Source organism: Pseudomonas fluorescens group sp. PF-69, assembly GCF_054481235.1.
The window spans coordinates 4,718,575-4,733,227 of sequence record NZ_JBTMNC010000001.1; the positions used below are offsets into that span (position 1 = coordinate 4,718,575).

Here is a 14,653-nt window from a genome sequence, read left to right on the forward strand (position 1 = left end):
AGGCGTGACGATCAACGGCGACGGAACAGCGGCAGCGGTTCGTCGGTGGCGGCCTGATAGGTCACCGAGAAGTCCTTGAGGCTTTCCAGCGCTTCATACGGATCTTTGTCGGCACGCAATGCAAAGGCATCGAAACCGCAACGATGCAGATAGAACAACTGGTCGCGCAACACATCGCCAATCGCCCGCAGTTCGCCTTTGAAACCATAACGGTCACGCAGCAGACGGGCGTTGGAGTAGTTGCGGCCATCGGTGAAGGCCGGGAAGTTCAAGGCGATGACCTTGAAGTTCGCCACGTCGTCACCGATCTCTTCGGCTTCTTCATCAGCATCCAGCCATACGCCCAGGCCGCCATCGCGGGCCTTGAGCATACGGCTGTGTTCGCGCCACAGTGCCAACGGGACGATGTAGTCGTCGCAGTTGGTGATCTCGTCGATGCTGAAGTCCTTGGGCAGCAGGTGCCAGGTTTCGTCGACGACCTCGTTGTTCTTAATGATTCGCTGCATAGACGCGTTCCTTGAAGAGGTCGATGCCAATACGCTGATAGGTGTCGATGAAGCGTTCGTCTTCGGTACGCTGTTCCACGTACACGTCGATCAGCTTCGAGATCACGTCCGGCATGTCGTCCTGGGCGAACGACGGGCCGAGGATCTTGCCCAGGCTGGCGTCGCGGCTGGCGCTGCCACCGAGGGACACCTGGTAGAACTCTTCGCCTTTCTTGTCCACCCCGAGAATGCCGATGTGACCCACGTGGTGATGACCACAGGCGTTCATGCAACCGGAGATGTTCAGGTCCAGCTCACCGATGTCGAACAGGTAGTCCAGATCATCGAAACGACGTTGGATCGATTCGGCGATCGGGATCGACTTGGCATTGGCCAGGGAGCAGAAATCACCGCCCGGGCAGCAGATGATGTCGGTCAGCAAACCGATGTTCGGCGTGGCGAAGCCTTGCTCGCGCAATTCGCCCCACAGGGTGAACAGCTTGTCCTGCTCGACGTCGGCCAGAATGATGTTCTGCTCGTGGGACGTGCGCAGTTGGCCGAAGCTGTAGCGCTCGGCCAGATCGGCGACGGCGTCGAGTTGCTTGTCGGTGATGTCGCCCGGTGCCACGCCGGTCGGCTTCAGGGACAGGGTCACGCAGACATAGCCCGGCTGCTTGTGGGCCTGGGTGTTGCGTGCGCGCCAGCGGGCGAAACCCGGGTGCTGCTGGTCGAGCTCGGCCAGTTGGGCATTCTGGTTGTCCAGGGCCCTGTAGTCCGGGTCGACGAAGTGTTTGGCAACGCGATGCACTTCGGCTTCGGTCAAGGTGGTCTGGCCACCGCGAAGGTGCTCCATTTCCGCATCGACTTTCTGGGCGAAGACTTCAGGCGTCAGCGCCTTGACCAGAATCTTGATCCGCGCCTTGTACTTGTTGTCGCGACGACCGTAGCGGTTGTAAACCCGCAGGATGGCGTCGAGGTAGCTCAGCAGGTCTTGCCACGGCAGGAACTCATTGATGAACGCGCCCACCACCGGCGTACGGCCGAGGCCACCGCCGACCAGCACACGGAAGCCCAGTTCGCCAGCGGCGTTGTGCACCGGCTCCAGGCCGATGTCGTGGACTTCGATGGCGGCACGGTCGGACGTCGAGCCGTTGATGGCGATCTTGAATTTGCGTGGCAGGTAGGCGAATTCCGGGTGGAACGTGGTCCACTGGCGGACGATCTCGCACCATGGGCGCGGGTCGATCAATTCGTCGGCAGCGACGCCGGCAAACTGGTCGGTAGTGACGTTGCGCAGGCAGTTGCCGCTGGTCTGGATCGCGTGCATCTGCACGGTGGCCAGTTCAGCCAGGATGTCCGGGATGTCTTCCACCGCCGGCCAGTTGAACTGCACGTTCTGCCGGGTGCTGATGTGGGCATAGCCCTTGTCGTAGTCACGGGCAATCCTGGCCATCATTCGCACCTGGCGCGAAGTCAGTTGGCCGTAAGGCACCGCAACACGCAGCATCGGCGCGAAGCGCTGGATGTAAAGCCCGTTCTGCAGGCGCAGGGGGCGGAATTCTTCTTCGCTCAGCTCGCCTGCCAGATAGCGTCGGGTCTGATCACGGAACTGCTTGACGCGGTCCTCGATGATCCGCTGATCGTACTCGTCGTATACGTACATATAAGTCCTGTTCTCAGGCTTGGGCCGGTCGGAAACAGCGGCGTTTGTTGCTTGCTGGAGTCCGATGATACCTCGGCAATTCTGCGCGCACGGCCGCGCACTCCGTACGGAGCCGGGGCAAGATACCAGTTTGCAGTTATGCGCAAAAGTGATGTTTGAGTATATGTAAAGAACCAAATCGCCTAATGAGGATCGTTGTAGCAAAGACCCTGTTTGTGGTGCGGGCAAACGTCGTCTTTACTGTGATCGAGTCTTTATGCAATCACCGATAAAACCGACAAGAGGCGATGCAATGAGCAACCCTACCAAAGCGACAAAAAGTGATAGCACGGTCGATGCCTGGGCGATTCTGTTCCTGATCATTCTGGTCGTCGGCACAGCGGTATATTGGGTCAGTCATCAATAAACGACCCCGTCCGGGCCAACTTCCGACGATTGTCGGACAAAAAACGGAATAAACGCCGTTTTGCGGGCGTTCGCTGGCTATAATGCGCGGCGGATTTCCGGGGGCTCGGACGATAAATGTTGAAGTTTCTATGTGGTGCATTACTGGCGCTGGGTATGGTCGTGGGGCCTTTTGCCCGGGCGGAGTCTGTGCTGTTCCTGAATCCGGGGACGCCCATGGAACTTTTCTGGACCAGCTACTCGCAATTCATGCAGGCTGCGGCCGATGATCTGCACATCGACCTGCGCATCCTGTATTCCAACCGGACCGCCGAAGTCGTCATCGCGCAAGCGCGCGAAGCCCTGCTTGGACCCCATCGCCCGGATTATCTGGTCTTCGTCAACGAAGAAAGTGTCGCGCCCGAAATCCTGCGTCTGGCAAAGGGCAGCGGTGTAAAGCTGTTCATGGTCAATAGCGCCCTGAGCCCGGACCAGACGCGGCTGCTCGGCGCACGCCCTGACAAGTATCCCGATTGGGTGGGCAGCCTGGTGCCCAACGATGAGGAGGGCGGCTACCTGATGCTCAAGGAGTTGATTCGCCTGCATCCGCCGGTCGCCCCCGGCCAGACGATTGACCTGTTGGCCTTCTCGGGATTGAAAATCACTCCGTCCGCGCAGTTGCGAGAGAAAGGCATGCGACGGGCGTTGGCCGAACACCCTGAAGTGCGCTTGCGACAATTGGTTTACGGGGGCTGGACCCGTGCGCGGGCCTATGAACAGGCCAAGCTTCTGTTCAAGCGCTACCCACAGACATCCCTGGTCTGGTCGGCTAACGACGAAATGAGTTTTGGCGCCATGCAGGCTTTCGAAGAAGCAGGCGGCAAGCCCGGCAAGGATGCGCTGTTTAGCGCCATCAACACTTCACCGGCTGCGTTGCACGCGTTGCTGGACAATCGGCTGAGCGTGTTGCTGGGCGGTCATTTCACTCTGGGCGGTTGGGCCCTGGTGCAGCTGCATGACTACAACCAGGGCGTCGACTTCAGCCGTTATGGCGGTCGCGACCGGCAGATTTCGTTATTGCAGGTGATTGATCGGGCACAGGCCAAGCGACTGCTGGCGCTGGGCAGCGGAAAAAAATTCGGTGTGGATTTTCACAAATTCTCGGCCAAGGGGCAGCCGGTGTCTTATCGATATCCGTTCAGCCTGCAAGCCCTGATGCACTGATTCCGTTCATAGCCCGGCCAGAACCAGCACCAGCTTCACGATGCCGAACAGCGTCAGCGCGAACACGGCCGTGAACAGCACCCCCAGGATTACGAAATGGCTGGGTTTGCCGTGGGTAAAATCACGCGCCCGGTTTTTTCCGCTTTGCACCCCGAATGCAGCCGCCACGACGCTGTGCAGCATCTGCCAGAACGACGGTGGCTTGTTGTCGACTGGATCGTCCATAAATCCCCCCGCTTTAGAGTAGGTCCCCCAAGCATAGCCAATCCGCCGATTCGTGCCGTTGCGCGATTGACGCTGTCAGTTACATATTGCCGTTGAAGCCATATTTATCTAACGCAGACGGGCCAGTTGGAAATGGTGTCCTGATGATCCACTTATCAGGAGCGACAGCATGTCCACCTTACCCTCTACTTCGCCGCCGTCTAAACCGCTGCAGCCAGGGCAACACAGCATCCACAGCGAGTTACTCAAACAAATGACGCCTGGCTGGCTGATCGATGCCGTACCGACCAGACGGACCGCGATCAGTGTCGCCGGCACACAGCCACCCGACTGGTATCTGCGTGCCTCCCCCGAGCAACAACGGGCGCTGACGGATAGTTATAAAAGCAGTTTTGCGGCGCAGACCGTGCTGGACAAGACGATGTCGCCGCTGCAAGACATCGAAACCTTTGCCGAGCCCTTGCTGATCAAGGCTTTGAAGGATCTCCTCGGCGTAGAGGTTGACGTTCACAATACGTTGTTGTGTCTGAGGCGACCTCTGGACATCGGCGTTCTGGAGATCGAACTGTCTAGCTTCGAGGTGTTGAAGCTATCGTTGTTGCAAGCGGCGCTGCATAACTTCGAGGCGTCCGAGTGCGAAGCGGGCGCGTTTCATGAGCAGTCGGGGTTTGTCGTCGAGACAGCCACCCCCGGCACATTCCAGGCTGCCGCGCTTAACCTGACGGTCAGGCAGTTCCTGTCGTTATGCCGCAGCCTGGATATTGGCGCCCAGTATCAAACCCATGTGCGAGCGTTTTTCCAGCCGACGGATGTGCAAGCCGAACATTCCCTGCGTCGCAGCTTTATCACCAGCCAGAAAGCGGCATTGAGGGCTGCCGCCGAACAAGCCTTGTTGAAAAAGGACATCGAACCCGACGACTACACAATGATCCTCTCGGTCATCAACGGTGAGGTCCACCCTCGGCTGGGCCATAAACAGGTATGGTTTCGCGACCTGATATTGATGAAGCGCAGAATGACCGGCTGCGTCGTGTTCAGTATCAGCGAACAGTACCGCTACACCAGCGAGTTCATCGTCTACATCCCCCACGACCCCGTGCAACCGCTCAGGCGTTGCAGTACCGCGCAGTTGCGCGAGGCATTCAAGCAGCAGTTCACGGCCCGGGATGCGACGCGGCCGGCGAGTGAGCCTACGGCCTACCAACGCTTTTTCAGCCAGTTCGTGGCCTATGCTGACCGTCCGTACTACTTCAACCAGTTCACCCGCAAGGCAGCGGGGGCTGCGACCGATCCGTTGCACTCCATCTGGGTGAAAGTCGCGCGGGTGGTTCCGCCCTTTTCAACGTTCGTCGGCATCAAGGAGTTGCCTCCCGAGCAACCGTTTGAACGGGAGCCGGTCGAAGACCCTTACCTCGATCCCTTCGGCACTACCCGGGAAGGGGTAGCGGGCATCTGGTCCGCCAACACCGACCTGTGGACCTATCTCTACGAACAAAGCCGCGCCAAAGTCATCGCCGACGCGCGCAGTCATGCGGTCCCCACGGCGGATGTCGATGCGAAGGCGCGGGCGGAAAAGCTCAATCATCTGCTGCAGCTCGGCATGCTGGGCCTGAACATGGTGTCGATGTTCGTGCCGGTGCTGGGCGAGGTCATGCTGACGGTGATGGCCGGGCAACTGCTGTACGAGTCGTTCGAGGGCGTGGTCGAGTGGAGCGAGGGCGATCGCGTTGCGGCCAAGGCGCATCTGATTGACGTCGCGGAAAACCTGGCGCTGATCGGCCTGATGGCGGGCATGGGCAAAGGCGTTGGCCGGTTGGCCGCGGTGAAGCCGGAGCCTGTGATCGAGCATCTGGAACAAGTCCGGCGCGCCGACGGCAAGACGCGCTTATGGAGACCTGACCTGAAGGCCTATGAATGTGACGTCGCGCTGGATCATGACGCCGGCCCGGACGCCCAGGGACTGTATCGGCTGAACGACCGGACCTTCATTCGTCAGGCGGGTAAAACCTACGAGACAACCTTTGAGACGACGCTGAAACAGTGGCGAATCAAGCACCCAACCGATGCACAGGCCTGGCAGCCGCTGCTGGAGCATAACGGTCATGGCGCCTGGCGCCACACGTTGGAGCGTCCCCTCGATTGGGATCGCCTGACCCTGTTGCGGCGCATGGGGCACAGCACGCAGGACCTGACCGACGAACAGTTGCTCAAGATCGCTGACGCCAGCGGTGTCGACGACAATGCGTTGCGCAAGATGCACCTGGATCATTTGCCTCCGCCACCTGAGTGGACGGAGGCGCTGGAACTGTTCGTCGCCGATCCGGGAACACCTGATGCGGTGGCGGAACCGGTGGCACAGTTGCAGCGTGCATGCCCTGGACTTGGAGAGTCCGCTGCGAAACGCGTGTTGATGGATGCCAGCGCCGAGGAACTGTCACGCTGGCAAGCAACGCGGCGTGTTCCCTTGAGCATGTTGGAGCAAGCCCGTTGGTACGTGGAACAGGGGCGTGTGAGTGTTGCCTTTTCCGGTCTGCACCTGGAGAACATGGCATCGGCCGACACCCGATGGCTGGCGCTGCGCTCGCTGGAAAAACTGCCGGGCTGGTCCGATGGGGTGCGCCTGGAAGTCCGCGACGGTGATGTTGACGGGCCGCTCATCGATGGAATCGGTAGCCAGACGGCTGTGAGTCGCAAGTATCTGGTCAAGAAAGGGCCGGCCTACCAGGCGTTTGATGAGCGGGGCGAAGAGCTCAACGGGGTCCCCCGCCAGGGCGACAACTTTTATGCCTCCATCATGCATGCCTTGCCCGATGAAGCCCGCCAGGCGCTGGGCATGCCGCATGTCGCGCAGGGCGCTGAACTGCGCACGGCCATCGTCCGCTACGCCACGGGGAATCGGGCTGAACTGGCCCGTCTGCTGGAAACGCGCAACGGTCACAACCGGGCCTTCAAACCGCCGGTGCGGATCAATGAACGGCAGTTGGGGTACTACGCCAGCGGTCGCGGGCAAGGCGTCAATCCTTCACTGGCGACGCGGGTGCAGGATGTTTATCCGGCGCTGACGGATCAGCAAGCCAATGGCTTCATCCTTGAGCAGTTGCGGGCGGGGAAAACCGACGCGCAGATATACAGCCTGTTGCAGGCGCGGGCGCGTGAGTGGGAACAACTTCAATCCACGCTTGATGAATGGGTCGCAGGGGGCGCAGAGCAATCCGTCCTGCATACGATGCTGGGGGGCAAGGCCGCCGTCGCACGCAACATCAAGCAATGCTGGCGCAACGCACCATTGGCCGCCCAACACCCCCGTTTCAGCTCCCTTGAACTGGTTTGCGATGATCCGCTTCCGCCCTTGGCGGCGGATTTTTCACACGTCACCGATCTGCAGATAAGCGGGCGGTGCGTCACGGATGCCGCTCTAGATGGGCTGTCGGGGCGGTTCCCCCGGCTGAAAAACCTCAAGATCAATGCCACAGGAAACGGCTTCAGCAATGTACCCGAGTCGTTGGGCGCGCTACAGGAACTCACGGGGCTGAGCCTGTATTCGGCCACTCCCTACGCGGCAGACATGCCGGCGAGACTGAGTACCCTGACCAGGCTTGAAGAACTCAGTGTGTATTCAACCTGGGGCGTTGCGATGGCGTTGGACGTCACTCGGCTCCGCAATCTGCGCATACTGGAAGTGCAGGCGCCTTCCATGGATCAGTGGCCTGCCGGTGTGCTTGAACTGCCTCATCTTGAACGTCTGAACCTTCGAGGCACCGGCATCCGGACACTGCCCGACGGCATCTTAGAGGGGCATGAAAAGCTGTGGTCCGGGCTGTCCCTGGACTGGTCGAATTTCCCTCGCGAAAACTTCAAGCCCGCGTATGAGTACGTCAAGAACCATCCACACCACCTGATGGACCTGGACGAGATGGTCCGGGGCTATTGCAGGAGTGAATTGAGGCGCCTGGGTGAAGGCCTCAGCAGGTCGCCCGAGGATCTGTTCAGCCAGTTTCTCCAACAGTGGCCGCACGCGCAGGCGAGGTTCGAGGCGATCGAGGCCATGAGTGGGCAATACCAGTTGCTGGATCAACAACTCAGTAGCTGGATCGTGCAGTCGATGGAGGCGCGTATGGACGTCCATGAGGTGGTCAAGCGGACAATGGCAACGGCTTCGATCAGAGCCTGCTGGCGTAACGGCGCATTCAATCGCTATGGCGCCGCAATCGAGGCTTCGGTGCTGGATCTGTCGAATCTGGACCTCAGCGGGTTTCCCGAACTGCCGCAAGGTGCATTCCCGCAGGTCGAGACGATGTACCTGAACGGCGCGCAAGCCACTGCCGAACAAGTGCGTGGCTTCGTGCGCGGGTTCAGCGAGCTGCGACGACTCGACCTGCGCAGCGGTGGCTTGACCGACGTGCCGGTCGCGCCGGGCGATCTGGCGAAGTTGACCCGACTGGATCTTTCCGGCAACCGGATCATTGTCAATCCTGCGGTGCAACAGGGGTTCGACGGACTGCACGCGCTGCGATCCCTGGACTTGAGTGATAACCCGGTGCATACGCTGGACGTCAGCGCCATGGAGGAGCTCGAGGCCTTGAATTTGCGGGGGACAGATCTGCAGGAGTGGCCGGCCGGTGCGCAAAGTCTGCCGCAGCTGGTGTGGCTGGATTTACGCGACAGCAAGATCACTGCGCTGCCGGAAGCGGTTTTGCATAGCGAGAGCTTGCTGGCGGTCAACCTCGAAGGCGCAGCGTTGAGTCAGCAAGCGAAGGCCGCGCTCAAAGTCGCCCGGGAGCGAATGGAAATTGCCAAAGGGCTGCCGAGCGGAGCGCTGGAAAGGTTCGCCCGGGAGCCGATACCCATGACGTTTCCGCCATCCGAGAGCGGTTTCTCGATAGTCGATGAGCTGTTGCCATTGCCCAAAACCGGGGCAGCAGGCGTTGGCGATACTGTCCAGCGTTTGCAAGGGCTGCGGCCGACACTCGCGAAGGATGAGGCCATGCAAATGATCGAGCGGATGCGCGCCAACGGTGCCAACGAGGTGCAGATTCTGCAGCGCATCGACGGTTGGGAGCAGACATCCGCCGCGTTGAGGCGAAAGTTGAATGATTGGCTGTACACCCGGGAATCCCGTGGCCCGGGCTGGGTGATTTCATCCCGCAGCCGCAGGCTGGCCGCCTTGCGCATTGTCGAATGCTGGGGCGAAGGGCTGATGGTCGGTGACGGCGGTGCCACCTCTGTGCTGAGTCTCAATGGCCTGCAATTGGGCGATCTGCCTGAGCTACCGGTGAAGTTGCCCCATGTGGTCAGCCTGAACCTGACCGGGGTAAGGATGACCGCGCAGGGTTCCAACGGCTTCCTCAAGGCGTTTACCCAGCTGGAAACCCTGGAACTCAACGGTAATGATCTGGAAATGTTGCCCGAGCCCCTCCAGTCGATGAGCACGCTTGAACACCTGTCGGTGTCCGCCAACCGGTTGCGCGACACCGAGTCGCTGTTTTCGTCATTGAGCCATCTGGAGCGCTTGCGTCGGTTGGACCTGAGCTACAACGAACTGGAGGCCTTTGATGTCTCGTATTTTCAGTGGCTGGAGACCCTTGACCTGCGCAACAACAACTTGACCGAGTGGCCCGAAGGCGTGCTCGACGCCGATCACCTCGGGATCCTGAACCTCAGTGGCAACGACATCACGTCGATTCCTCAGCCAGCGCTGGATGGCAGCCATGAAACGCTGATCGCCGGCACCGACCTGAGCGATAACTACAACCTGTTGCCGGAAAGTCTCGAGCGACTCAGGAGCTTCCGTGAGGCAGGCGTGCATGACACGGTGTTGGGGATTTCCCGTTCGGAGCTGGACGAAATGATCGAGGACGCGGCTGACCGAGGCCAGGCATTAGATGAAAGCGTCGAGTCGGATGAGGAACTGCCGGATGAGCAGCCCGACGCTGAGCAAAGCAAACCCTGGCTGTCCAGCGCGGCCCCCGAGGAACTGCCCGGCAAAACGCGGATCTGGAATCAGCTCGCGGCCGAGCCGGATAATGCGGCGTTCTTTCATTTGCTTTCACGCTTGCAGGACACGCGGGAGTTCCAGGTGGCGAACGCGGACTTGACCCGTCGGGTGTGGACTGTGCTTGAGGCCGCTGCGAGCAATGCCGAGCTCAGGGAAGTGCTGTTCGCCAGTTCCACTACCCATGGCACCTGTGTCGACGGCCGAATCCTGACCTTCAGTGCACTGGAAAGCACAGTGTTCACCCACAATGCCTTGCTCGACATTCCTGTCGGGCGTGCGGGGGCGAAAGGTCGGGCGCTGTTGAACCTGTCCAGGCAACTGTTCCGGCTGGACAAGGTCGATGACCTGGCGAGCAAGGCCGCTATCCATGCCGGCCAGGACCAGGCAGAGGTACGCCTGGGTTATCGAATCGGACTGACACGGGGGTGGAGCGACGGACTGGACTTGCCCGGGCAGCCGAAGCACATGACCTACGCCTCGGGCGTATCGCCTCAACAATTGGCGGATGCTCGTACTGCGGTCATGAATGCCGAGCGGTCCGATGCCTTTTACGAAGACCTGATTCAGCGCGACTACTGGATGAGTTATCTGCGCGAGACGCACCCTGAAGCGGTGAGGAAAATCGACGAGGCGGCCATGGCTCCAGAGGAGGGCCAGGCGGTTGACGATGCGGCACTGATGAGCCAGCTGTTTGATCTGGCCGCCAACCGCAATGGCAAGCTGATCGAGCTGTCTCGAAAAGAGGTCGAAGCGATTGAGCGCTCGTCGGTCGCCGAGCCCAAACCGGGTCCTTCCAACAGTTAAACGATAGTGCCCATAAAGCCTCGCGGTGCCGATTCTTCCGGCAGCGCGAGGCTTTTTTCATGGGCGTTTCAGTCGTCGTAGCCGAGGTTCGGTGCGAGCCAGCGTTCAGTCACACTCAGCTCCTGACCTTTACGCGACGTGTAGCTTTGCACCTGGTCCTTGTCGATCTTGCCCACGGCAAAGTACTGCGCTTGCGGGTGGGCAAAGTACCAGCCGCTGACCGCCGCCGCCGGGAACATCGCGTAGTGCTCGGTGAGGAATACACCACTGCGGCCGGCGTGCATTTCGCGGGCCTCGGGGTCGAGCAGGGCAAACAGCGTGGCTTTCTCGGTGTGATCCGGGCAGGCCGGGTAGCCCGGGGCAGGGCGGATACCGGTGTATTGCTCCTTGATCAACGCCTCGTTGTCGAGGGTTTCGTCCTTGGCATAGCCCCAGTGTTCTTTTCGCACCTGCTGGTGCAGCCACTCGGCACAGGCCTCGGCCAAACGGTCGGCCAGGGCCTTGACCATGATCGAGTTGTAGTCGTCGCCAGCGTCCTGATAGGCCTTGGCCACTTCTTCGGCACCGATACCGGCGGTGGTGATGAAACCACCCACGTAGTCGGTGATTTCGCTGTCTTTCGGTGCGACGAAGTCGGCCAGGGAGAAGTTCGGCTTGCCGTCGGTCTTGATGATCTGCTGACGCAGGTGATGCAGCTTGGCCAGGGGCTTGCCGTCATCGCCATAGACTTCGATGTCATCGTCGCGCACCTGATTGGCCGGCCAGAAACCGAACACCGCACGGGCGCTGATCAGTTTCTCGTCGATCAGTTTGGCGAGCATTTCCTGGGCATCGGCGTACAGCGCGGTGGCGGCTTCACCGACCACTTCGTCCTGGAGGATGCGCGGGAACTTGCCGGCCAGGTCCCAGGAGATGAAGAACGGCGTCCAGTCGATGTACTCGGCCAGCACTTTCAGGTCGATGTTATCCAGCACCCTGGTGCCGGTGAACGTTGGCTTGACCGGCTCGTAGGTGCTCCAGTCGAACTGCGGTTTCTTCGCAATCGACGCGGCGTAGCTCAGGCGTTCGGTGCGGGCGCTGCGGTTGGCGGTGCGCTCGCGGACTTCGATGTATTCCTCGCGGGTTTTCTCGACGAAACCGGCCTTCAGTTCCTTGGACAGCAACTGCGTGGCCACGCCGACGGCGCGGGAGGCGTCGGTGACGTACACCACGGCGTCGTTGCTGTATTTGGGCTCGATCTTCACTGCCGTGTGCGCTTTGGAGGTGGTCGCGCCGCCGATCATCAATGGCAGATGGAAGTCCTGGCGCTGCATCTCGCGAGCGACGTGGACCATTTCATCCAGCGACGGGGTGATCAGGCCGGACAGGCCGATGATGTCGCACTTTTCGTCCTTGGCGACCTGGAGGATTTTCTCCGCCGGTACCATCACGCCGAGGTCGACGATGTCGTAGCCGTTGCAACCCAGCACCACACCCACGATGTTCTTGCCGATGTCGTGCACGTCGCCTTTCACCGTGGCCATCAGGATCTTGCCCTTGGCTTCCGGTTTGTCGCCCTTTTCCAGCTCGATGAACGGGATCAAGTGGGCCACCGCCTGTTTCATCACGCGGGCGGATTTCACCACTTGCGGCAGGAACATTTTGCCGGCGCCGAACAGGTCGCCAACGATGTTCATGCCGGACATCAGCGGACCTTCGATCACTTCGATCGGGCGGGCGAAGGACTGACGGGACTCTTCGGTGTCTTCAACGATGTGGGTGGTGATGCCCTTGACCAGTGCATGCTCCAGGCGCTTGTTGACGTCCCAGTTGCGCCACTCTTCGGTCTCGGCTTCCTTGACGCTGCCGTCGCCCTTGTACTTGTCGGCGATGGCGAGGAGGGCGTCGGTGCCTTCCGGGGTGCGGTTGAGGATCACGTCTTCCACGGCGTCGCGCAGTTCCACCGGGATCTGGTCATAGATCTCCAGCTGGCCGGCGTTGACGATACCCATGGTCAGCCCGGCGCGGATCGCGTACAGCAGGAACACCGAGTGAATCGCCTCGCGCACCGGGTTGTTGCCACGGAACGAGAACGACACGTTGGACACGCCGCCCGAAGTCAGTGCATACGGCAGCTCGTCGCGGATGTAGGCACAGGCGTTGATGAAGTCCACAGCGTAGTTGTTGTGTTCTTCGATGCCGGTGGCCACGGCGAAGATGTTCGGGTCAAAGATGATGTCTTCCGGCGGGAAGCCGACTTCGTTGACCAGAATGTCATAGGAGCGTTTGCAGATTTCTTTCTTGCGCGCTTCGGTGTCGGCCTGGCCGGCTTCGTCGAAGGCCATCACGACCACCGCAGCGCCATAGCGCTTGCACAGTTTGGCGTGATGAATGAACTGCTCGACACCTTCCTTCATGCTGATGGAGTTGACGATGCCCTTGCCCTGGATGCACTTGAGGCCGGCTTCGATCACTTCCCACTTGGAGGAGTCGATCATGATCGGTACGCGGGAGATGTCCGGTTCACCGGCAATCAGATTGAGGAAGGTCACCATGGCCTTCTTCGAATCGAGCATCCCTTCGTCCATGTTGATGTCGATCACCTGGGCGCCGGCCTCGACCTGCTGCAGGGCGACTTCCAGGGCTTCGGTGTAGTTGTCTTCGCGGATCAGGCGGGCGAATTTGGCCGAACCCGTGATGTTGGTGCGCTCGCCGACGTTGACGAACAGCGAGTTGCGATCGATGGTGAACGGCTCCAGACCCGACAGGCGGCAAGCCTTGGGGATTTCCGGAATCTCGCGCGGCGCATAACCGGCCACGGCCTTGGCGATGGCTTCGATGTGGCCCGGCGTGGTGCCGCAGCAGCCGCCGACGATGTTCAGGAAGCCGCTTTGGGCAAATTCTTCGATGACCTTGGCGGTTTGCGCCGGCAATTCGTCGTACTCGCCGAATTCGTTCGGCAGGCCGGCGTTCGGGTGCGCCGAGACGTGGGTGCTGGCCTTGTTTGACAGCTCTTCCAGGTACGGGCGCAGCTCGCTGGCACCGAGGGCGCAGTTCAGACCGACGGAAATCGGCTTGGCGTGGGCCACGGAGTTCCAGAAGGCCTCGGTGGTCTGGCCGGACAGGGTGCGACCGGAGGCGTCGGTGATGGTGCCGGAGATCATGATCGGCAATTCGATGCCCAGTTCTTCGAACACGCCTTGCACGGCAAAGATCGCAGCCTTGGCGTTGAGGGTGTCGAAAATGGTTTCGATCAGGATCAGGTCGGCGCCGCCTTCGATCAGGCCTTTGGTGGACTCGGTGTAGTTCTCCACCAGTTCATCGAACGTCACGTTGCGGTAGCCGGGGTTGTTCACGTCTGGCGACAGCGAGCAGGTGCGGCTGGTCGGGCCGAGCACGCCGGCGACGAAGCGCGGCTTGTCAGGGGTTTCCAGGGTCTTGGCGTCGGCGACCTTGCGCGCCAACCGTGCACCTTCTACGTTTAATTCGTACGCCAGGCCCTGCATGCCGTAATCGGCCAGAGAAATCTGAGTGGCGTTGAAGGTGTTGGTTTCGAGAATGTCGGCGCCGGCATCCAGGTAGGCTTTTTCGATACCGCCAATCACATCCGGGCGCGTCAGCACCAGAAGGTCGTTGTTGCCTTTGACATCGCTCGGCCAGTCAGCGAAGCGTTTGCCACGGTAATCCTGCTCCTCGAGCTTATAGCTCTGGATCATCGTGCCCATACCGCCATCGAGAATCAGAATGCGCTCTTTGAGGGCGTGCTTGAGAGCTTGAAGGCGAACGCTGCGATCGGACATTTGGACTACTCGGTAAGGCCATGACGAAGGGCCGGGATGATAGCAAACCTGTGCGCTATTGGAGCATGCGCGGATTTAACGTGAATATCGCTCA

6 protein-coding genes are annotated in these 14,653 nt (G+C 60.4%); 2 read left to right on the plus strand and 4 right to left on the minus strand.

Going from position 1 to position 14,653, the window contains the following annotated elements:
* Window positions 1–11 precede the first annotated feature (11 nt).
* Window positions 12–506, minus strand: a complete 495-nt coding sequence (locus ACX3YF_RS22310; protein WP_047529786.1) for a DUF934 domain-containing protein — start codon at window positions 504–506, stop codon at window positions 12–14.
* On the minus strand, window positions 490–2,148 hold the full coding sequence (locus ACX3YF_RS22315; protein ID WP_288101340.1) for a nitrite/sulfite reductase: 1,659 nt from the start codon (window positions 2,146–2,148) through the stop codon (window positions 490–492). The genes ACX3YF_RS22310 and ACX3YF_RS22315 overlap by 17 nt, the downstream gene beginning before the upstream one ends.
* Before the next feature lie 522 nt (window positions 2,149–2,670).
* On the opposite strand from ACX3YF_RS22315, the gene ACX3YF_RS22320 reads away from it, so the two are divergent.
* On the plus strand, window positions 2,671–3,756 hold the full coding sequence (locus tag ACX3YF_RS22320) for an ABC transporter substrate-binding protein (RefSeq protein WP_458974267.1): 1,086 nt from the start codon (window positions 2,671–2,673) through the stop codon (window positions 3,754–3,756).
* Between the two features lie 6 nt (window positions 3,757–3,762).
* Here ACX3YF_RS22320 and ACX3YF_RS22325 read toward each other — a convergent pair whose 3' ends face one another.
* Window positions 3,763–3,981, minus strand: a complete 219-nt coding sequence (locus ACX3YF_RS22325) for a DUF2970 domain-containing protein (RefSeq protein WP_103405769.1) — start codon at window positions 3,979–3,981, stop codon at window positions 3,763–3,765.
* Between the two features lie 169 nt (window positions 3,982–4,150).
* Here ACX3YF_RS22325 and ACX3YF_RS22330 point away from each other — a divergent pair, with 169 nt between their 5' ends.
* A complete protein-coding gene (locus ACX3YF_RS22330; protein ID WP_458974268.1) occupies window positions 4,151–10,780 on the plus strand; it encodes an NEL-type E3 ubiquitin ligase domain-containing protein in 6,630 nt (2,209 codons plus the stop codon).
* 68 nt (window positions 10,781–10,848) lie between these two features.
* Here ACX3YF_RS22330 and metH read toward each other — a convergent pair whose 3' ends face one another.
* Complete coding sequence (gene metH, locus ACX3YF_RS22335) at window positions 10,849–14,559, minus strand: methionine synthase (RefSeq protein WP_130204066.1); 3,711 nt, start codon at window positions 14,557–14,559, stop codon at window positions 10,849–10,851.
* Window positions 14,560–14,653 lie beyond the last annotated feature (94 nt).

What these genes read in the sequence shown, in the direction of transcription:
- ACX3YF_RS22315 (WP_288101340.1), bottom strand. Translation starts at nt 2,148, where the DNA reads ATGTACGTATACGACGAGTACGATCAGCGGATCATCGAGGACCGCGTC.
- metH (WP_130204066.1), bottom strand. Translation starts at nt 14,559, where the DNA reads ATGTCCGATCGCAGCGTTCGCCTTCAAGCTCTCAAGCACGCCCTCAAA.
- ACX3YF_RS22320 (WP_458974267.1), top strand. Translation starts at nt 2,671, where the DNA reads ATGTTGAAGTTTCTATGTGGTGCATTACTGGCGCTGGGTATGGTCGTG.
- ACX3YF_RS22310 (WP_047529786.1), bottom strand. Translation starts at nt 506, where the DNA reads ATGCAGCGAATCATTAAGAACAACGAGGTCGTCGACGAAACCTGGCAC.
- ACX3YF_RS22325 (WP_103405769.1), bottom strand. Translation starts at nt 3,981, where the DNA reads ATGGACGATCCAGTCGACAACAAGCCACCGTCGTTCTGGCAGATGCTG.
- ACX3YF_RS22330 (WP_458974268.1), top strand. Translation starts at nt 4,151, where the DNA reads ATGTCCACCTTACCCTCTACTTCGCCGCCGTCTAAACCGCTGCAGCCA.